17 protein-coding genes are annotated in these 20,462 nt (G+C 63.6%); 10 read left to right on the top strand and 7 right to left on the bottom strand.

Features of this window, described 5'->3' with window-relative positions:
* Positions 1–145 precede the first annotated feature (145 nt).
* The 5 genes from ACQS5P_RS01330 (at position 146) to ACQS5P_RS01310 (ending at position 5,122) form a co-directional block, all read left to right on the top strand.
* On the top strand, positions 146–2,158 hold the full coding sequence (locus ACQS5P_RS01330) for a multicopper oxidase family protein (protein WP_428939103.1): 2,013 nt from the start codon (positions 146–148) through the stop codon (positions 2,156–2,158).
* 174 nt (positions 2,159–2,332) lie between these two features.
* Entirely contained in the window at positions 2,333–3,316 is a 984-nt protein-coding gene (locus ACQS5P_RS01325) for a hypothetical protein (RefSeq protein WP_428939102.1), read from the top strand.
* Between the two features lie 95 nt (positions 3,317–3,411).
* Positions 3,412–4,110 carry a (d)CMP kinase gene (gene cmk, locus ACQS5P_RS01320; RefSeq protein ID WP_428939101.1) on the top strand — a complete coding sequence of 233 codons (699 nt, stop codon included), beginning with the start codon at positions 3,412–3,414 and terminating at the stop codon, positions 4,108–4,110.
* Positions 4,107–4,766 carry a lysophospholipid acyltransferase family protein gene (locus ACQS5P_RS01315; RefSeq protein ID WP_428939100.1) on the top strand — a complete coding sequence of 220 codons (660 nt, stop codon included), beginning with the start codon at positions 4,107–4,109 and terminating at the stop codon, positions 4,764–4,766. Before cmk ends, ACQS5P_RS01315 begins: the two co-directional genes overlap by 4 nt.
* Entirely contained in the window at positions 4,763–5,122 is a 360-nt protein-coding gene (locus ACQS5P_RS01310; protein ID WP_428939099.1) for a MazG-like family protein, read from the top strand. Before ACQS5P_RS01315 ends, ACQS5P_RS01310 begins: the two co-directional genes overlap by 4 nt.
* Positions 5,123–5,171: 49 nt before the next feature.
* Here ACQS5P_RS01310 and ACQS5P_RS01305 read toward each other — a convergent pair whose 3' ends face one another.
* Entirely contained in the window at positions 5,172–6,632 is a 1,461-nt protein-coding gene (locus ACQS5P_RS01305; protein ID WP_428939098.1) for an alpha/beta hydrolase-fold protein, read from the bottom strand.
* Between the two features lie 32 nt (positions 6,633–6,664).
* Between ACQS5P_RS01305 and ACQS5P_RS01300 the strand changes: the two genes are divergently transcribed.
* The gene (locus ACQS5P_RS01300) at positions 6,665–7,786 is read left to right on the top strand and encodes a PQQ-dependent sugar dehydrogenase (RefSeq protein WP_428939097.1); all 1,122 of its coding nucleotides are present in this window, start codon (positions 6,665–6,667) and stop codon (positions 7,784–7,786) included.
* 31 nt (positions 7,787–7,817) lie between these two features.
* Here ACQS5P_RS01300 and ACQS5P_RS01295 read toward each other — a convergent pair whose 3' ends face one another.
* The 6 genes from ACQS5P_RS01295 to queC form a co-directional block, all read right to left on the bottom strand.
* Positions 7,818–9,302 carry a type II secretion system protein GspD gene (locus tag ACQS5P_RS01295; protein WP_428939096.1) on the bottom strand — a complete coding sequence of 495 codons (1,485 nt, stop codon included), beginning with the start codon at positions 9,300–9,302 and terminating at the stop codon, positions 7,818–7,820.
* A gap of 162 nt (positions 9,303–9,464) precedes the next feature.
* Positions 9,465–10,793: a UDP-N-acetylmuramoyl-L-alanine--D-glutamate ligase gene (gene murD / locus ACQS5P_RS01290; protein WP_428939095.1), complete on the bottom strand. Its 1,329-nt coding sequence runs from the start codon at positions 10,791–10,793 to the stop codon at positions 9,465–9,467.
* Between the two features lie 85 nt (positions 10,794–10,878).
* Entirely contained in the window at positions 10,879–11,928 is a 1,050-nt protein-coding gene (gene lpxD / locus ACQS5P_RS01285) for a UDP-3-O-(3-hydroxymyristoyl)glucosamine N-acyltransferase (RefSeq protein ID WP_428939094.1), read from the bottom strand.
* A gap of 78 nt (positions 11,929–12,006) precedes the next feature.
* On the bottom strand, positions 12,007–12,615 hold the full coding sequence (locus tag ACQS5P_RS01280; protein ID WP_428939093.1) for an OmpH family outer membrane protein: 609 nt from the start codon (positions 12,613–12,615) through the stop codon (positions 12,007–12,009).
* A gap of 125 nt (positions 12,616–12,740) precedes the next feature.
* Complete coding sequence (bamA, locus tag ACQS5P_RS01275) at positions 12,741–15,140, bottom strand: outer membrane protein assembly factor BamA (RefSeq protein WP_428939092.1); 2,400 nt, start codon at positions 15,138–15,140, stop codon at positions 12,741–12,743.
* Between the two features lie 192 nt (positions 15,141–15,332).
* Complete coding sequence (gene queC, locus ACQS5P_RS01270; RefSeq protein ID WP_428939091.1) at positions 15,333–16,055, bottom strand: 7-cyano-7-deazaguanine synthase QueC; 723 nt, start codon at positions 16,053–16,055, stop codon at positions 15,333–15,335.
* Positions 16,056–16,290: 235 nt separating this feature from the next.
* Between queC and infC the strand changes: the two genes are divergently transcribed.
* The 4 genes from infC to ACQS5P_RS01250 all read left to right on the top strand — a co-directional run bounded on the left by infC (position 16,291) and on the right by ACQS5P_RS01250 (position 20,323).
* Positions 16,291–16,962, top strand: coding sequence for a translation initiation factor IF-3 (gene infC, locus ACQS5P_RS01265; protein WP_428940979.1), 672 nt, complete (start codon positions 16,291–16,293; stop codon positions 16,960–16,962).
* A gap of 175 nt (positions 16,963–17,137) precedes the next feature.
* A complete protein-coding gene (locus ACQS5P_RS01260) occupies positions 17,138–18,328 on the top strand; it encodes a hypothetical protein (RefSeq protein WP_428939090.1) in 1,191 nt (396 codons plus the stop codon).
* Positions 18,329–18,391: 63 nt separating this feature from the next.
* Positions 18,392–18,883 (top strand): LURP-one-related/scramblase family protein, encoded by a 492-nt coding sequence (locus ACQS5P_RS01255; protein WP_428939089.1) that lies wholly within the window; start codon positions 18,392–18,394, stop codon positions 18,881–18,883.
* Between the two features lie 252 nt (positions 18,884–19,135).
* Positions 19,136–20,323: a hypothetical protein gene (locus ACQS5P_RS01250; protein WP_428939088.1), complete on the top strand. Its 1,188-nt coding sequence runs from the start codon at positions 19,136–19,138 to the stop codon at positions 20,321–20,323.
* Positions 20,324–20,462 lie beyond the last annotated feature (139 nt).

The raw sequence follows: 20,462 nt of genomic DNA, 5'->3' as shown, positions 1-20,462 counted from the left end.
CGCGGCAACTTCAGGGAAGGCACTTCTGCCACGGATAACAGCGGATCAGGCGAATCGTTGATCACCTGTCTCGACCCGGAGGCCACTCATGTTCAGCGTCGCCAAGCCACATGCAACACGATCAAAAAGTCCTGTGTTTAATGCGGTGATTGAAACGTTGGAGCCTCGCCGGCTGCTGGCCGCGGCCATGCCGGGCCTGCTGGACCCGCTGCTGGTGCCCAAGTTCGTCAATCCCATGCCCAACGCCCTGGAAGGCTTTACCTTCCAGCCTACAGTCGTGGGCAACACACAGGTCTACGACCTGGGGGTCTATCCCATCGAGCAGGATCTGGGACTGGGGCTGATTGACCCGTCCACACGCAGGCCCGTCAAAACGCGACTGTACGGCTACGGCACGTCGGCGGCAACCGCAACCTATCCCGGGCGCAGCTTCGTTGTTCAATCCGGCACGCCCGTGATCGTCACCTGGAGAAACGAGTTGTGGGACACCACTGACGACTCGCCCAGACCACTTACACTGGATCAATTCGTCGTCCGCACCTTCGACGCGGCGGGAAATAACGTCTCGGCCGTGGACTACAGCCTGTTCAATCCCCAGGCGACGCCCAAGCTGGGCATCCCGATCGTCACACACCTGCATGGCGGGCACACCGAGTCCGCCAGCGACGGCCTGCCTCAGCAGTGGTACACCCCGCCGCTGGATTCCCATGGCAATCCGCGCGAGGTCGGACCAGACTATGTCAAGCGCACGTTCACGTATGACAACGACCAGCCCGCCGCCACGCTCTGGTACCACGATCACTCCATGGGGATCACCCGCCTGCATGCCTACGCCGGACTCGCCGGCTTTTACCTCATCCGCGACGCCTACGACACCGGCGATGCCAACAACGCCTGGGGCCTGCCCTGGGGACAGTATGAACTGCCTATCGCGATTCAGGACAAGCTGTTTACCGCTTCCGGCGAGCTGTTCTATCCGACGATGCGGGCCGTCAATCCAGACACTGGCCAGAGCATCGATCCCAGCACCATGCCCGAGATGTTCGGCGACACGATCCTGGTCAATGGCAAGGCCTGGCCATACTACAACGTCGAGCCACGCAAGTACCGCCTTCGCCTGCTGAATGCTTCGGATTCACGGTTCTACAGCCTGTCGCTGGCAACCTCGAAGGGGACGCTGCCGATCATCCAGATCGGATCGGAACAGGGGATGCTCAACGCGCCGGTGTCGCTGACCTCTCTTGTAATCGCGCCGGGGCAGCGCGCAGACGTCATCGTGGACTTCGCGCCGGCCGCCGGGCAGTCGATCATCATGCGCAACACAGCCAAGACGCCATTCCCCAAGGGCGCCGCCGCCGACCCGCAGACCACCGGACAGATCATGCAGTTCCGTGTCGGCACGAGGGTGAGTGTGCCGGACAACCCGCTGCCCGCGACGCTGCGTGGCGGGCCGGGGCAGCCGCCATTGATCGCCCCGCTCACTCCCAGCACTGATTCGCTCACCGGTGCCGCCAAAGTCCGCAAGCTGGGACTGTTCGAGGTCGAAGATGAATACCTGCGGATCACACCGATGCTCGGCACGGTCGGCGGCTCGGATGACGGCCCCATCGGTTTCCTGGAGCCTGTCACCGAGACACCGCTGCTCCATGACACGGAGATCTGGGAAGTGTACAACACCACGCCGGATGCCCACCCGATCCACCTGCATCTGGTTCGTTTCCAGGTCCTCAGTCGACAGAAGTTCAGCTTCAGTCTCGATCCGATCACCGGCGGGATCGTGCCGGACAGCATCCGCCTGGCCGGGCGACCGCGGGCACCGCAGATCAACGAGGGCTGGCAGGACACCGTGCAGATGATGCCCGGCGAGGTGACGCGCATCATCGCCACGTTCGACCGCCCCGGCGCGTACGTCTGGCACTGCCACATCCTGGCCCACGAGGAGCACGACATGATGCGACCATTCCAGGTGGTCGAGCCAGAGGCAAGCGGGGCGTGGCAGATGCTGCGTTCGCTGGAGAGCTCAGCCGTCGATCGGGTCGATTGGCTGAGCGGCAGTGCGTGGGTTTCGACGGGCGCTTCGGGCTGGCCGTGGGCGAAGCGCCTGATCGACGAAGAAACAGCCGCGATGCTCTTCACCGAGCCACGGCCGCAAATCTGATCCCCCAAACCGCGCCGCACTGAGCCGCAGCCGGGCCTGGCGGCGGGAGCCCGGGAACCGGCGCCCCGCTGCAACAGCCGGTCGTCATGGCGCGCTGCTTCTGGTGGATCCGACTTCCGTCGGCGTCGTCGCAGGAATTGCCGTCCGTCGCGATTGACGGTATCTGTCTGCACCATGACACGACCCTACTCTCGGCGGCGGCAGGCGCGCCCTGTCGCCTGGATCCTTCCCCTCATTCTGTTCGCGCCGGCGATAGCACTCGCCCAGACCGGGCCGGAGCTGCTGCTCAAACCCTGGCCCAAGGGACAGCACGTGCAGGCGCAGGGCGAGTTCGCGATGCTTGGCGAAGGCTCCACGGAAGCCACCGACGAGTTTGATTTGACGTTTTATGATCTGTCGGGTCGTGTGCGACTGCTCAGCGAACAACGCGCCGATCCCCGCTTCGGGTTCAACTACACGCACCTGAACACCAGCGGCGATCCGCGGCTGCCCAGCCAGCTCGTCGATACGTCGATCGGGCTGGGTGTCGGCATCGCCGACTGGAGCGGCTGGCTGGCGGGCATCACCGTCGGGCTGGGCTACGCCGGCGCGGGCGCCTTCGATGATGTCAATGCCTGGTACGGCATGGCCGACTTCGCGATCGGACGCGAGTTCGATCAGAACACGGCCTTCGGCTTCGTGCTGAACTATGATGGCAACCGCACGATCTTCCCGGACATCCCGCTGCCGGGGTTCCAGTACAGAAAGAAGCTGGACAACGCGCTGCTGCTGGCGGTCGGGTTTCCGTTCAGCTCGATCGAGTATCGACCGACGGCGGCGCTGACGATCAGCGGCACGTACTACATTCCCGATGATCTGACGGTTCGTGCGGACTACAAGCTGGCGGAATACCTGGCGATGTTTGGCGAGTTCAAGTCGCGTCGGGAGGCATTTCACTGGGACGCGCTGTCCAGCGGGACGGACCGGCTGATCTATGAGTCCCGCCGCGCCGAGCTGGGCTTGCGCTGGATGCCGCAGGATGGGGTGAGCTTGATCGTGGCGGGGGGCTACGTTTTCACGCAGGAATTCAACGTCGGGTTCGATACGCGGGATCAGGATCGCCTGGCCGAGCCCAGCGATGAGCCGTACCTGCGGATCGGGCTGGAGGTGAGCCGCTGAAAAAGGGGTCGGGAGTCTTTTCCGCGGCGAAAAAGACTCCCGACCCCTTTTCGGGTTGCGGCGATGACGGTTTTTCAGATGATGAGCTTGCGCGCATGATCATTACCATCGACGGACCGGCCGGGACGGGCAAGTCTTCCGTGGCGCTGGCGGTGGCCCAGCGCCTGGGGTTCGACTTTCTGGATACCGGAGCCATGTACCGCGCCATCGGGCTGGAGGCGATTCGCCGACAGGCCAACCTCGAAGATCCCCGCGAGCTGACGTACATCGCCCGCCACGCTCGCATCGAGTTTGACTGGAGCCGCCAGCCGCCGGCCGTGAAATTGAACGGCGAGAACGTCGGGCATCTTCTTCGCGGCAGCGAGGCCACCCGCGCCGCGTCCTACGTCGCAGCCGTGCCGGCGATCCGTCAAATGCTGGTGGAACAGCAGCGGCAGATCGGCCGCCAGCGGAAGAACCTGGTTACCGAAGGGCGCGATCAGGGTTCGGTGGTCTTCCCCGACGCGCAGTTCAAGTTCTATCTGGATGCCACGCCTCATGAGCGCGCCCGCAGGCGCGCCGCCCAGCTTCGCGCCCGTGGCGAAGTCGTCGATTACAACGAGATTCTGTCGCAGATCATTGCACGTGATCATCGCGACGCCAGCCGCGCGGTGGGTCCGCTGGCGGTGCCTCCCGATGCGCGGATCATCGACACCACGCACATGACCCAGGACCAGGTCGTCGATCTGATCGTCGCAACAGTCCAGCCGGCCCTTGGCGGGGCCGATGCGGCTTCAGCGGGGTCCGGAGCATGAGCGCGTCTGCTGTTCAGATGCATCACCGCGTGCCCCGGCGCTCCTGGCTGTGGCAGTTTCTTCAGATGCTGGTGCGGATTCTGGTGCGGCTGATATTTGATCTGAAGGTGTATGGCAGGCGCAACGTTCCCCGGCGGGGCGGAGCGCTGCTGCTGGCCAATCACCAGAGCTTCCTTGATCCGTTGCTGTTCGCGGTGATGCTCGATCGCCCGGTCTGCTACATGGCCAAGAGCGAGCTGTTTGAAAAGGGGCGTTTTCTTCCGTGGCTGATCCGCACGTTGCATGCATTTCCCGTGAAGCGCGGCCGAGCGGATGTGAGCGCGATGAAGCGGGCGATCGAACTGCTTGACCAGGGGCATCTGGTCAATGTGTATCCCGAGGGAACGCGCACGCGCGATGGTCAGATCGGCGCGATCCTGCCGGGCGTGGCGGTGATCGTTCGCCGTGCCGCCGTGCCGATCATTCCCGCAGTGGTGGACGGCTCATTTGGGGCCTGGCCGCGGGGGGCGCTGCTGCCGCGGCCGGGGCACATCCGCGTGATGTACGGTCCGCCGATGCAGGTGGCGGGGTTGCGGTCGGAGCAGATCATCGATCTGATCGATCAGACGCTTCGGCACATGCTGGCCGAGCTGCGCAGGAGGCAGTGCGAATCATGAACGACACGCAGACGACGATCCGGCAGTTGCTCGAGCCTCTGTTGCGCTTTCGCGAGGCGCGCGACTGGAAGCAGTTTCACAATCCCAAGGATCAGGCGCTGTCGCTGGTGCTGGAGGCCGCCGAATTGCTGGAACTGATGCAATGGCGAAATGGACCGGAACTTCAGGCGCATCTGACGGCCAACAGGGACCGGCTGGCCGAGGAGCTGGCCGACGTGCTGGGCTGGGTGCTGCTGCTGGCGCACGATCAGCAGATCGATTTAACCTGCGCGATGCAGCGCAAGATCCAGATCAATGAGCAGAAGTACCCTGTGGACAAAGCCAGAGGCGTGGCGACGAAGTACACCGAGCTGTAGCCGTGGCAGTGCTGCTTCGGGTCGTGACGTTTGTGCGAGCAGGTTGTGTTCATGGTTGTCCCGTGGTCGCACGGCCGCGCGTCGCGGGGGCGGCGGGCGCAGCGCCGAAATCGATGTCGATCACGCCCGTGTAGTATCGCCAGCCGCGACCAAGGAAAAGCTGGTCCTTGAGCATCTGTTCGATGTCCGGCCTGACCATGCCTTCGAAGCGGGGTTTGCGATTGACCGTAACGATGACCGGCCGCGAGAAGTCGATCATCTGGTCGTTGATGTAGAACCGCATCGACTCGACGTTCTGGCTGGTGGCGACGATGCGGTTGTCGCCATCGAGCGTAGCATCGACGCTGAACGCGGCCGGATAGACGAGCATGTGTCCGCTGCCACGGCGGAAATAGAGCCGGCGTTCTTCTCCCGGTCGCAGCGGCTGATAGATCTGCACCCAGTCTACGCGATTGAACATGGTGTCCGGGCGGTTGGACTGAATCGAGACCCGCCTGGGGTAAAGGTCGCGCACCCGGCCGCGCATTTTCGCATACGCTGCTTCGGCGATGGCGTCAGTAGGGGTGTGTCCGACGTTGCGCGTTTCCTGATAATCGATTTCGATGCCGAGATTGTTGCGCAGGATGTTGGCAAGCTGGCGGCTGAGGTCCACCTTGACAACCGGGTCGTCGGCATCGTGCCACATGACTGGCAGGATGTTGCGCAGGTTCATCAGTCGCAGTCGCTGCCAGTCCGCGCCGACGCCCCCGGCCAACGACGTGAACGATGCGAAGTAGGTCGAGTAGTGCAGCGCCAGGTTCCATGCCGCATGGGCCGACATCGAGTGTCCCAGCAGATAGACCCGCGCCGGATCGATGTTGACCCGCCCGGCGAGATGATGCATCGGCTGAATCACGCTGTTCATGCCGACATAGCTGGGCCCCCACAGCTCATCCAGGTTCAGCAGGGGCATGATGACGACGGCGTCGGGATGGCGGCTCAACTCGTCGCTCATCCAGGCGGTGTAGATCTGGGCGACCTGGATCGGATCGGGCCGGGGCTCAGTCAGAAACGCGTCGGCGGTGGGAAGCTTGATGACCAGCGGCCATGGTCGGGTGCGGTCGTAGCCGCGCGGGATGCCGAAGAAGTAACGGACGTCGTGCGGACCCATCCGCTCGTTGACGTAATACACGCCCGGAGCCAGCGGCGGCCAGGTCATGCGGATGCGGGCCAGGCGTCCGATCAGATTCGCATCAAGACCCAGCGCCTGCAGCGACTGTACGACGGCGCGTCGTTGATCAGGTGCGGCGAAGTAGCGCTCCAGCAGCAGGTTGGCCTGATAAAGCTTGTCGGCGTCGGCGGGGTTGTACAGTTGGCCCAGCTCAGCGCGATACATCTGATCGAGTTGTTGGCGCGGGATCGGCTGTGAAGTGGGGATGGGCTGTGTGGAGGGCGGCGCAGGCTGAGCCACGAGCCAGCGGCCATTCGCCAGCGTCAGCAACAACGCCAAAACGAAGCGGTGGTAGCGCATGATGCATAGCATAGCCTGCTGGCAGGGCTGATATGAGACAAAGATCATGGCTCATGGCGATGGTGGCGATGGCGGCGGTGTGCACCGTCGTACAGGCGGCGGAACCTCCGCGCGTCAGACTCCAGCCGCTGGTCCGGGGTCTGGAACGACCACTGTGGCTTACGCACGACGGAGGACAGCGGCTGTTCGTCGTCGAGCAGCCGGGAAGGGTGCGGCTGATCCGCGACGGCCAGCTTCAACCGAAGCCCTATCTGGACATCACCGACCGCGTGCTGGATGGGGGTGAACAGGGGCTTTTGTGCCTGGTTTTTGATCCCGATTTTGCCAACAACGGCTACTGCTACGTCAACTACACCCGCCGCCGGCCCACACGGCAGACGGTTGTCTCACGGTTTCATGCCGATCCCCGCGCCGATCAGGTCGATGCCGCCACCGAGCGCATCATCCTGACGGTCGACCAGCCCTACGCCAACCACAACGGCGGGCAACTTCTGTTTGGCCCGGACGGAATGCTGTACATCGGCATGGGCGACGGCGGGGCGGCCAACGACCCGCAAAACCGCGCCCAGAACATGAATGAGCTGCTGGGCAAAATCCTGCGCATCGACGTAAACGTGCCCAGTGGCTATCGCGTTCCGGAAGATAACCCGTTCGTCGGTCGCGCAGGCGCCAGGCCTGAAATCTGGGCACTGGGATTGCGCAACCCCTGGCGGATGAGCTTCGATCGGCAGACCGGCGTGCTCTGGGCCGCCGACGTCGGACAGGATTCGTGGGAGGAGATCGACATCATCGTAAAAGGCGGAAACTACGGCTGGCGGCTGTACGAAGGCTCGCATCCGTTCATCATTCAAGGCCCGGTCCCCGACAACCTCATCATGCCGATCAAGCAGTACGGCCACCGGCTGGGGCTGTCGATCACCGGCGGATATGTCTATCGCGGAAGCAGGATTCCAGCGCTGGTGGGATGGTACATCTACGGCGACTACAGCAGTGGCCGAATCTGGGGATTGAAGTATGAAGACGGAAAACTGCTCGCCGATGAACAACTGCTGCATACCCGCACGCAGCCGGCGAGCTTCGGGGAAGACTGGGCCGGCGAGCTGTACCTGTGCGATCACAACGGCGTGGTGTATCTGCTGACAGCTCAGCCGTGAGTTGCGGCGGAGCTGAGCCGCTGGGCGAGCCTCAATGTCCTGCGTCGGCGACTTGCAGCAGAGTGGGGGTCACGAAGAAGTACAGATCCGTTACCTGCTGCTGCGTGCGGTGGTTCTTGAACATCCAGCCGATCAGCGGGATATCCCCAAGTCCGGGAACCTTGTTCTGTCGGGTGGTGTTGCGAATCATCCGTAGGCCGCTGATCACCAGCGTGTCGCGGTCTTCGATGGTCACTGCGGTTTCGGCTTCGCGCGAATCGATGATCGGGTTGAGCAGCGACTCGGGCGACTTGTGCCCGCCGCTAATCTGCGGCAGCGGCGCAAATCCCGCGACCGACGAGACCACCGAAACCGTGTGAAGCTTGACCCGGTCCTCGCCGATCACCTGTGGAGTGATGTACAGTTGAACTCCCACCGGTTTGTAGGTCGTGGTCGTCAGCGTCGTCGAGCCGTTGAAAATCGACGACTGGATTGGCATCTCCTGCCCGGCGAGCATGTAGCCGGTCTGACCTTCGGCGACGGTCATGCGCGGCGCCGAAACGACATTGATCAACCCCTCGTCGGCGAGTAACTGAAAGCTCATGTCCAGGCTTACTCCCGCGTCCTGGAAGGTTTTCATCAGGCTCAGGATCGATCCCTGAAACTGCGACTGGTCATCGACGGCATCCAGGAAACGTTGCGTGCTGAAGGTGGACAGGGCGGTCTGGCTGTTGTCGGCGGCCAGACGCTTGAGCAGTACCTGCGCGCCGTACTGGAAATCGAAATCGCGGCTGACCTCGAAGATCTTGGCGGTGATCTCGACCTGCCTGGGCGGCACATCCAGGCGATTGAGCACATCGAGCACGCCGGCGCGTGCGGCCTTGTCGCACGTGATGACCAGGGTGTTTTCCCTGGGCAGCGGCACGACGACCGCCCCGGCGCCGGCCTGGGCCGTGACCACCGCCACCAGAGGCCCCAGGTCCGGTGGCGTGGCGGTGACCTTTCGCCTCTCGGTTCCGCCATCGGAGGCGCTGCTCACGCTTGTGCCGCCGTAGCTTCGCAGCGTCCAGATGATCCGTATCCTGTTGTCGGGCAGTTCGCTGATCTGCACCGGCAGCGTCGATTCGTCCACTACGGGTTGCGTGGACGGGCAGGTGCTGGGCGCGTCATGGCGCTTGTCCACGCGGTTGGCGCCGCCCGCCGCCAGCGCTTCGCGGGCGCGCTGTTTCTTCTGCTTGAGCCGGATCTGTTCCCAGATCGGCTTGGGCCCGAGGCGGGTGAGCTTCTGCCAGTCGGCCTCGCTGAGCTGCCGTTCCGACTGTTCAAACCCTACTGTGTCGCGTGCCGGGGTTCCGGAAATGACGATTGGTGGTGCGGGGGTCTGCTCGATGCGGGTCTGCTGAAGTTGCGAATGTTGCCTGCCGGACTTTCGGTCCGAGCTTGCGCAGCCGGCGAGCTGCGCCACAACCATCGCGCAGACCAGAACTGCGCCGGCATCGCAGCAGCGCAAAAGGGTTCGGCGATGTCCGTGGAACATACCCATCCTCCGTCCCAGTCCCCCTGCGGCCGTCGCTCGCATCAATAACTACCTCCGCCGCGCGACTGCGTTGCCCGCATCCGGGCTTGCGGCGTGATCCGGGCTGTTGGTCTTTTCGTGCCGCAGGCCGCTGCTGGTACAGCAAATGCGTTCGAATTCGGCTTATCGGATGTTCGGCGCGGTGTCGAGTTGCCGGGCCAGACTGGTGAATGCCTGACCGCGGGCTTCGAAGTTGGGGAACTGGTCGTAGCTGGCGCAACCCGGGCTGAGCAGCACAACGTCTCCCGGCGCCGCGATCTGGCGCGCCAGCTTCATCGCCGTGGGCAGGTCGCCGCACTGATAGACTGCCGCGGCGTTGGGAATGTCAGCCTGTGCCATTGTCTGGGCGATCGCCGGTCCGGTGGCGCCAATGCACAGCACGGCCTTGGCATGTCGCGTCAGCGCGGCGCACATGGCGCCCAGGGGCAGGCCCTTGTCGTATCCGCCGACGATCTGAATCACGCGCTTGGGAGGGAACGATTCCAGCGCCGCCACCGCCGCCTCGGGAATCGTCGCAATGGAATCATTGACGAATCGCACGCCGTCAGGTGTCTGGTGGACGAGTTGAAGGCGATGAGGAAGTCCCGGGAAATCGCGCACCGCGAGCTGGGCTTCGTCCCAGCTCACGCCGAACACGTCCGCCGCCGCGTACGCCGCCTGCGCGTTGAGCTGGTTGTGCCGCCCGGGGATGGTCAAGGTGAACAGCTTTCGTCCGCGCAGCCCGTACTGCACGATTCTGGCTTTCGTTTCCCGCGCAAAACTTGCGCTCAGTTCGTTTTCCTCGCTGAGCACGGCCACGTCATCCGGACGCTGGAATCGCACAATGTTCTTTTTGGCGTCGAGGTAGGCTTCGAAGGATCCGTGCCAGGACACATGATCCTGCGTGATCATGGTGACGATGGCCACGTGCGGCGACCACTGCATCGGGCGCAGATGCTCCAGCATGTAGCTGCTCAGCTCCAGCACGACCAGGTCGGTCTTGCACATCTCCGGGAGTCTGGGTAGCAGTGATCCGCCGAAATTGCCGCCCAGCCAGGTCTTGTATCGTCTGGACAGCATCAACTCGGTCAGCTTGGCGGTGGTCGATTTGCCCTTGGTGCCGGTGACGCCGATGATCGTGCCCGGACAGCGTTCGATGAACAGGCGGATTTCGGTGGTGACGGGCACGCCGGCGCGGCGGGCGGCGGCGAGGTATTCGTTGGTGGGGGGAATGGCTGGCGAAGCCACGACCAGATCGCAGTTGGTGAAGTCCTCCACGCGATGCTCGCCCAGCCGCAGCTCAATGGGCAGCCCTTCCAGTTTTTTCAGCGATTCGGCAAGGTTTTCGGGCGTGTCCTTGTCGGTCACCAGCACGCGGGCGCCCTGGGCGACCAGCCAGCGGGTTACTTCGATTCCGCCGCCAAAGCGTCCCAGCCCGGCGACGGTCACGCGCTTGTCCCGGACCTCTTGCATCAGGGGAGTCATTTTATCTGAATATCGGTCCAGGGCGCATGGGGGTTGACGATTCGGCAAAAACCCCCGCCGACGTCGGGGCTTGTCACTTTCCCTCGGTATTTCGCTTCAGTTTCTCCAGCTCCTCCTGGAGCTTGCGCACCTGCGCTACCAGATCGGGCAGTCGCCGCAACGCGGCCTGCTCCCGCAGGCTCTGACGGTGGGGCAGCGCGGGCATGCCGCTGACGACCATCTTGGGCTCCACGTCCTCATGGATGGCGCTGCGCGCCGCGGCGGCAGCGCCGTCGCCGATCGTGATGTGGTCCCGCACCGCCGTCTGCCCGCCCAGTACCACCCCCTCGCCCAGCGTCACCGACCCGGCCAATCCGACCTGCCCCACGATGATGCAGTGTGGTCCGATCACGCAGTTGTGCGCGATCTGCACGAGGTTGTCGATCTTGGTTCCCCGGCCGATGCGGGTGACGCCGGTCTTGGCGCGGTCGACGCAGACGCACGAGCCCAACTCCACATCGTCCTCGATGACGATGGTGCCGATCTGCGGAATCTTCACGTGCTGCGAGCCGTCCCAGCGATAGCCGAAACCGTCGGTGCCGATGATGGTCCCGGCGTGGATGATCACGCGGTTGCCGATTGTGACGCGCTCGCGGATCACGACGTTGGGAAAGATCTCGCAGTCCTGGCCAATCACCACGTCCTCGCCGATCACCACACCTGCATGCAGGACCGTGCCCGCGCCGATGCGGCTGCGTTGTCCGACGACGACGTGATGCCCGATGGCCACCTTGTCGCCAAGGACGGCCGCGGGCGCCACCGAGGCGCTGGGATCGATGCCCGGCGGCGGACGCGGCACCGGCGGGGCAAACAACCTCAGCACCCGCGCCAATGCCAGGTCCGCATCCTCCACCCACAGCACGACCGGCCTGGGATTCGGCGGCAGCTTTACCCGCTTCTGGACGATGACCGCTCCGGCGGCGGTGCCGCGGAACTGACCAAGATGCGCATCGGATGCCAGGTACGAAAGGTCATCCGGTCCGGCCTCGGCCAGACTCGCCACGCCCCGGATCGCGCGTTGCCCCTCCGCGGCGCCGGGAAGCGCCACCTCCAGCAATGCCGCGATCTCGGCAAGCGTGGGCATGAGCTGAAAGATGAAGGCTAGAAGCAGAAGGACGAAGGCGAATCTGCTGCCTGCGCCCTCATCCCTGCGGCTATGACTTCACTTCCCCGCCTTGTAGTCGGCGTCCATCGCGGCGATGACCTTGTCGCTGAGGTCAACGGCGGGGCTGTTGAACAGAACGTTGCGCTGGTTGATCAGGTTCCGCAGCACGTTGATGTCCACCGGGTCCAGGTTGTCCGGGATCTCCGGACGCTGCTCGGCGATCACCAGATCGATGCCCTGCTGCGTCGCCACCTTCGCCACCGCCGCCGTGATCTTGTTGAACAGCGCCACCATCTGCTGCTTCTGCCGTCGCTGCACCTCGGCCTGCTGCATGCGGCCCCAGACCTCGAACTCGATGCTCGCCTGCAGCAGCCTCTGGTTCAGCTCCGCATATGCCTGGCTGTCCGGCTTGAGCGCATCCCGCTGGGCGGTGAGATCGCGAAGCTGCGTGCGCTTCTCCAGCTCGGTCGCCTCCAGCGTCTTGCGATCCGATTCCATCTTGGCCTTCAGGTCCTTGGTCTCCTGGATCTCGTTGAAAATCCTTGCCGGGTTGGCGATGGCCACCTTGGCGGCGGGTGTCTGGGCTGTCGCTGGCGGCGTCAGCAGCATGAGCGTGAGCACGGCCAGGCACAGAATCGTCGTCAACCTTCGGTCAATGATTCGCATAGTCGTTATTCCTTTCGCAGCTTGTCTCTTGTCGGGTTGCCATCGGTCAATTCCCGCGTCCGGACCCCGGCGCCGAGATGGCTTCGGCCGCAAGGGAACGCGCCATCGCGTCTGAAGTTGCGATCTTACGGCGAGAATCCGAGCGAGAAGCTGAAGAACTGGGTGTCGTCCTCGTCGTCCTTGGTAATGGGCACCGCAAAGTCCAGCGCGATCGGGACCTGCCCGAAGAACGGCAGCGTCAGCCGGATGCCGGCGCCGACGCTGGAGCGGATTGTACCGATCCGAACGCTCGGCTCAACCGTGCCCACGTCGGTGAACACCACGCCGCGCAGCTCCTCGCCGGCCAGCGGAAAGCTTATTTCCGCCGACGCGGTGGCGGAAAAATCCCCGCCGATGCGATCGTCGTCCGGTCCGGATCGCGGGCTGATGCCGCGGAACGCAAAGCCGCGCACCGAACCGATCCCACCCCCGTACAGCCGCTCGAAGAACGGCGCATCGCCGATGATGTATCCCGCGTCAGCGTGCAGCGCCAGAATGATCTTGCGGTCCAGCAGATCTTCATGAAGCGTGAAGTACTGGTCGTGGCTGAGCGACAGTTTCTGGAAGTCGAAGTCTCCGCCCAGCGCGCCGAAGAACTCGATTCCGGCGCTGGTGGTCATGCCTCGTGAGGGCAGCAGCCCGCGGTTGGTCGTGTCGCGCACCGCACGCAGCCCCAGACTGCTCAGCGCGCTGTTGCCTTCCAGATCCAGAATCTCCTGGGCCCGGATCTCCTTGTCCCTGATGCTGCCGATATCCACCGTTTCCCCGCGCAGCGTCAGCGCCGCCGAATAGATGTTGTCAAAACGCTTGCCGAGCGAGACGCGTCCGCCGATTCGCTGGTCCTGGTAGTTCTCGCGGATCCGGTTCCGCAGATACAGCTCGCCGGTGAAGCTGTAGGGCTGATCGAAAATCCACGGCTCGGTGAAGCGGATGTAGGCGTTGGTGTTTTTGGTGCCCGGCTCCAGCGAGGCGCGGAACGTCTGCCCGGCGCCTACCCACGCGCGCTCCGAGAAAATGTCGCGCCAGCTCGATGGCCAGTTGCTGATGTCGAAGTTCTTCTGCTCGTAGGTGATGTTTCCCCCAACGCCGCCGTTGGAGTTGATGCCCGCGCCGATGTTGAAGCTGGCGGTTTTGCCCTCTTCGACCTCGACCAGCAGGTCGCGGTAATTGGGATCATCGCCGATCGGAGTCGCGTTGACGCGCGTGAAGAACGGCGTGCCACGAAGCCGATCCACCGCGTCCTGCACCTCGGCCGAGTTATACATCTGCCCCGGCGCCATCCGCATTTCCCGGAGAATCACCTTGTCCTGCGTCTTGGCATTGCCGCGCGGGATGATCCGGCCCAGACGGAACGGCTTGCCTTCGCTGATGTCGTACACCAGCTCGACTCGCCCGGCCTGACGACGGAACACCGTCCGCGGCTCGATCCGCAGGTAGTCCGGATCCTGCGGCTGGCCAGGCTGCTGATAGATGAATCCGAACGGGCTGTAGGCCTTGACGATCTGCCGGATGTCGCGCTGGAGCAGCTCGTTGTCGTAGGGCATGCCCTCCACAAGCTTCAGGTTCTTGCGCAGCTCGGCTTCGGAGACGCTGGCGTTGCCCTTGAACGTGACCCGATCGACCGTGTAGCGCACTCCTTCTTCAATCAGGAAGTCGATCTGGAGTTCGCTCATGTCCGCCGACCAGATGAGCTTTCGTCCCACGCGGGCGTCGAAGAATCCCTTCTGCTCGTAGTAACGCCGCAGCGCCGCCACATCGTCCTCAACCGTTTCCGGGTCGTATTCCCCGTGACGGAAAATGAAGATCCACGTTTTGGACTGGATCTGGCTCTTCAGTCGGCTTTCGGTGAAGCTGCGGGCGCCCACGAAATTGATGTTGCGGATGCGGACGTTGGGGCCTTCGACGATGTTGAACACCACGTCGCCACGCTGCGCCAGCGCCTCGGCGTCGATCTCGACGTGCGCAAAGGGATAGTTTTTCCGGCGGTACAGATTCTCGATCGCCTGTTTCGCAATCGCCAGGCGAAAGCGATCGATCGCCTCGCCCTCGCGCACGTCCACCACGTCCTTGATCGTCTCGGTGTCCAGCCGAAGGTTCCCGCGGTAGGCGATCGAGCGGATCTGCTTCTGCTCGGTGACCAGGAACACCACGATCACACCGCCGCTGTCGGTCGGCTCTACCTTCGCTTCGACATTGGAGAACTTCTTCAGCCCGTAGATGCGCTGATAGTCCTCCTGAACGGTTTGCGGATCGAATCGATCGCCCGGACGGGTGCGCACCAGGTTCAGAATCACTGCGCTGGAGACGCTTTTGTTGCCCAGGACGCGTACGTCTTCGACGGTTCGACCGGTCAGATCGAACCTGTCAGCCGGCGGGGGCGAGGGACGTGTCTGGGCACAAAGCTGCCGCGGCAGGGGCGCGACTTGCCCCAACACGAGCAGCACGACGCAGCAGATCCTTCGCAGTCGCAGTCCGCCCAGGCTCAAGACCAGACGATCCTTCCTTGCCGTTGCAATGATGCGATGGAAAACAGCCCGCCACTACCCTGATCGCCGCGCGAATCGCCACCGCAGCCCGGTGCGCTTCCTCCGCGGCAATCGCGGGCAAAGTGTATCGGCGATGCGGGAGATGTCAAAAGCCCCGGCCTTTGTGCACGACCGCATTGCACTGGCCCCATCTCAGCGATAGATCGTGGGATCGGGCACGCCTGCGGCGGCAAAGCCACGCCGGCGAAGCAGGCAACTGTCGCAATGTCCACAGGCACGCCCGGCCGCATCGGGGTCATAACAACTGTGCGTCATCGAGTAATCCACCCCCAGCTCGATGCCGCGACGAATGATCTGCGCCTTGGTCATCTGCATCAGCGGCGCGTGGATCGTAAAGCCGCTTCGCTTCGTGCCCAGCCGCGCCGTCTGCTGGAAGGATTCGATGAACTGTGGCCGGCAGTCGGGATACCCGCTGTAATCCAGCGCGTTAACCCCGATGAACACGTCGTCGCATTCGAGCACCTCCGCCCACGCCAGCGCGTAGCTGAGGAAGATCGTGTTCCTTGCTGGCACGTAGGTGATGGGGATGCTGCTGGCCATTTCCGCCTCATCGCGATCCCTGGGTACGGGGATGTCGGCGGTCAGGGCGCTGCCGCCGAACTGTCGCAGATCGATGCGGATGACGCGGTGCTCGGCGGCGGCGAAGTGCCGGGAGATTCTCTCGGCGGCGGTCAGCTCGTGGCGGTGGCGCTGCCCGTAGTCGAACGCCAGTGTATACAGCGGGTCGAATCGCTCGTGCCGGGCAATGGCCAGGCAGGTGGTCGAATCCAGCCCGCCGGAAAGCAGCACAATCGCCGGGCGGGCCGGTGCCACGACCTCGAGGAGATTGGCTTGTGCAGGACTGGGTTGCGTCATATTCAGATCATAGCGGCGAGCGGCCCGGCGGCGACGAACCGGCCGCGGCAAACTCCGTATTAATTCCGTGTTTTTCGGGGAAAAATCGCATTGATGCACCCGGAGCGTCCGATATATACTGTCGAGCAATGTTCGTCGGGTGTACTTCTTCTTTTGCCAGGACGTGTTGACATCGGATCGTCCCGTGCGCAGCGCGGTGCTGTGACACGGACGAGGTTTCTACGGAGTTTGAACCATTCCTACCAACTTTCGTCACAACGAGCAGATCAGGCTCTCGCCCGTCTTCCTGATCAATGAAAAGGATGAAAAGGTTGGGATCGTTTCCACTGCCGAGGCCCTGCGGATGGCTCGGGAGGCCGGTCTGGATCTGGTCGAGGTTGCGCCCAATGCCAGACCCCCCGTCTGCCGCATCATGGACTACGGCAAGTGGCGGTATCAGCAGCAGAAGAAGGAGGACAGGTCTCGTGCCTCCAGCCGCGCCGGACAGCTCAAAGAGTTGAAGCTCAAGACCGTCCGCATCGGCGATCACGACCTGGCCATCAAGATCAACCACGCTCGCCAGTTCCTCAAGGAAGGCAACAAGGTGCAATTCACGCTCCAGTTCCGCGGGCGCGAAATGGCCCACCTGGATCTGGGACGCGAACTGTTCAAAAAAATCAAGGATGAGCTGTTCCTGGTCAGCAAGGTGGAACGCGATGCCAAGGTTGAGGGTCGGCGGATGACCATGGTCCTGCAACCGGACCACAAGAACCCGGCCACGGCCAAGACGCCTCAGCCGGCTGGGGCGGGTGGCACGGGGCCGGCGGACAACGCTCAGTCGTCCGGCGGACAACTGAAGCAGGCGGCGCCGATGTCGGCGGGCAGTGGACTGAACATCCCTCAGCGCGCCGCGCCGCAACCGGCCTGATCCAAGACGCCGCCGCCTTCCATTCGCCTGATCTTAAGGGCCAACGCTCAGCCCCACTTGTTCGGCGCGCCGACCATCCGGTTCGTTTCGGCCAGTGTCTTCATGGCATCACCGGCCGTGTGCCCGTCGGCTGCCAGCTTGCGGGGCGGGAGTCGGCAGCGCCAAATAGCTCGACGTGAATACCCAACCGGCGCAGCTCTCAAGTCTGAGCAGCGAACCAACTCCCTCGTTGCCACACTCGCCTGCCACGCACTGGCTTCCCTGGGCGGTGTTTCTGGCTTCGAGCTGGACTTGGTGCATCGGCATGTTCCTGCCGGTGATCCTGGTGCGCGAGTATGGGTTGCTCGCGTGGTTGGTCTTTGCGGTTCCCAACGTCGTCGGGGCCGCCGCCATGGGGTGGCTGCTCCGCACCGCCAGGTCCAGCATCGACATCACGCAGCGCCATCACGAAGCCTGCACGATCTTCTCCGGCGTAACCATCGCGTTTCACCTGTTCTTCGCGATGGCGGTAATCTCGCCGCTTGCCGACAACCTGGAAGTCGGGCTTGGCAGTGTCCTGGCGGCGGGGGTCCTGATGTACATCCTGATGACCCGGCAGCGCGGCGCGGATCGGGTACTGGCGGGGATTGCATATCTGCTGTCGCTGGGCACGATGGTCTGGTGGATCCGGATCGTCGTGCGCCAACCCGTGCTCATTGAGGACCAGCCGCTGCGATCGGGCATCGACCTGCTGTGGCTGCTGCCAGTCTGCACTTTCGGCTTCGCCACCTGCCCGTATCTGGACTTGACTTTCCATCGCGCCCGGCAACATGCCAACTGCCCGCGCGCCGCGTTTGGCGTGGGGTTCGGCGTGCTGTTCCTGATCATGATCCTGTACACGCTGCTGTACAGCCGGGCCATCAATGGCCAGCTTCCCCGCTTTCTCGGCTGGCTGTTGTTCGTGCACATGGCCATGCAAAGCGCCTTTACGGTGGCGGCACACGCGCGGGAGCTTCAGCGCCGCGGCGATCGCGCCATCGCGCTGGCGATTGTGCTCACGCTGACGTCATGGGCGGCGCATGTTCTGCTCCGTCGCGGCGCCCTGGTTGATGGCATGCACGCCGGAGAGCTGATCTACCGCGTGTTCATGGGCTTTTACGGGCTGGTCTTTCCGGCATATGTCTGGCTGGTCATGTTGCCCACGCGGCGGCAGCCGCACTGGCCGAGCTGGCGGCACCTGCTCGTCTTCGCCGCCGCGGTCATTCTCGCCACGCCTTTCTTCTGGATCGGCTTCGTTCAGCAGCGGACGATCTGGCTGGCGCCGGGGCTGGCCATCGTGCTGCTGGCCAGGCTGCTGGTGCCCTACAAGACTGAAGCGGCTTTGTAATGGACACTCCTGCGCCGATCGCCCGATCATCCCTCCTGCCGCTCACCCATGAAAGGGGCACGCATGCGATACGTGATGAAGCAGAAGCTGTTCAGCCTCGGCGACGACTACACCATCCGCGACGAGTCCGGACGCGACCGGTACTTCGTCGATGGCCGCGCGCTGAGCATCGGCGACAAGCTCTCGCTGCACGACATGCAGGGCAACGAGCTGGCGTTCATCCGCCAGAAGCTGCTGGCCTGGGGACCGACCTATGAGATCTGGTACGGCAACGATCTTGCGGCGGTGGTGAAGAAGAAGCTGTTCACCTTCCTGCACTGCAAGTTCGCGGTGGACGTGCCCGGCCCCGACGACCTGGAGGCGCGCGGCAACTTCCTCGACCACGAGTATGAGTTTACCCGCGGCGGACATCGCGTGGCCTCGGTCTCCAGGCGGTGGTTCCGCTGGACCGACACGTATGGGGTGGAAGTGTCGGCGAGCGAGGACGACGTGCTGATCCTGGCCAGCGCCGTGGTGATCGACCAATGCTGTCACGATGGAGATGATCATCATTGACGCGGCAAGCGCCTCGCCGGTTGAGCGTCTCGGTCGCGCGGTCGTGTCCGTCTGTGTCATTTCGGCGGCCGGGAACATCGAGTTATCGGATCATGGGTTGCGTGCTTCCGTTCGGTGCGTGCGGTTTATGCCGTCTGCGGCAAGCTGGCGGGACCGCGGCGATTTGCTTCCCCGCAGAAATGGGGTTTATTTCATCCTGAGGGCGTTGGCGAGCGACGCGCGCGGTGTCTGACGCCGCAGGGAGAAATGCACGTGCGGAAAAGCACTCGTCTGGCGGGTCTGGTTCTCGGTACAGCAGTCGGAAGCTGTTGCGTCCAACGCGATGCGCTGGCGGCGCTTGCGGTTCCGGGCTACAGCAGCCTGCCCGCCGCCCAGGCAAAGCTGTACCTGGACTTTGACGGAGACTACACCGCCAGTTGGGGCGGGTATGCGCCCGGGACGACGCCGGCTTATTCGATCGATGGCGACGCGTCGTCGTTTTCATCACAGGAGCTGTCGAACATCCATGAGATCTGGTCGCGCGTCGCGGAGATGTACTCGCCATTCAACATCGACGTCACCACGATCGATCCGGGGAACCTGTACAACAGGCAGACGCTGAAGGTGGTGATCGGCGGCGACGGGAAGAACGGCGCGACGGAGTACTGGTCAGGCTCCAAGTCCGGCGGCGTATCGCTGATGGGCAGCTTCTACAACGTGCTGCTGCCCAACGTCGCATTTGTGTTCTCGGACAACCTGGGTCTGGGCTTTCCCAAATATGTTGCCGACGCCGCCGCCCACGAGGCGGGGCACGCCTTCGGGCTGGCGCACCAGAGCACCTACGCGCCCAACGGCGACAAGCTCGAGGAGTACAACCCCGGCACAGTGGCCAGGGCGCCGATCATGGGCCTGAGCTATCACTCGACCCGCGCGCTGTGGTGGTACGGCACGACCGCTTCGCCGACCACCTATCAGAACGACGTGGACGTGCTCAGCAACGCGCTGAACGGATTCGGCTACCGCGCCGACGATTACGGCGACGGCCTGAACGCAGCGACAGCGCTGGACATCCTCGACGGCGCATTCCAGGCTCAAGGGGTCATCCACACCATCGCCGACGTGGACTTCTTCAGCTTGATCCTCGCTCAGGATTCGGAGCTGGCGATTACGGTGTCGGGCGCACCATTCGGACAGATGCTGGATGCGTCAGTGGCGTTGTACGACTCGGAAGGACAACTGCTCCAGCTCGCGCAGACCGCCAGTCTCAATGAGAGCCTCTCGGCGTCGCTGCTGGCGGGCACTTATGGTCTGGCGGTGTTCAGCGCCGCCCAGATCGGGGACATCGGGCAGTACTTCCTGAGCGGCACGGTGACGGTGATTCCCGAGCCGGCGTTCGCGACGGCAGTGGTGGGACTGTTGGGCGTGATGTTGCGATTGGGAAGAGCCACCAGGCCCAAGTGATTGGCCCGACGTCGCGGCGGCTTCTTCTATCAGGTGCATCGCGCCCTCACGATCGTCGCGCGCACAGGCTGGACACCTGTGACACCGCAGTCCTTCAGCTTTCGCCTGCCTTGCCGGAAGTCCGGACACACCCCTTTGC

It is taken from the genome of Fontivita pretiosa (assembly GCF_050410795.1).
Classification (GTDB): domain Bacteria; phylum Planctomycetota; class Phycisphaerae; order Tepidisphaerales; family Tepidisphaeraceae; genus Fontivita; species Fontivita pretiosa.
The sequence above is the reverse complement of the archived record's forward strand: the minus strand, read 5'-3'. Positions and strand labels throughout refer to the sequence as shown.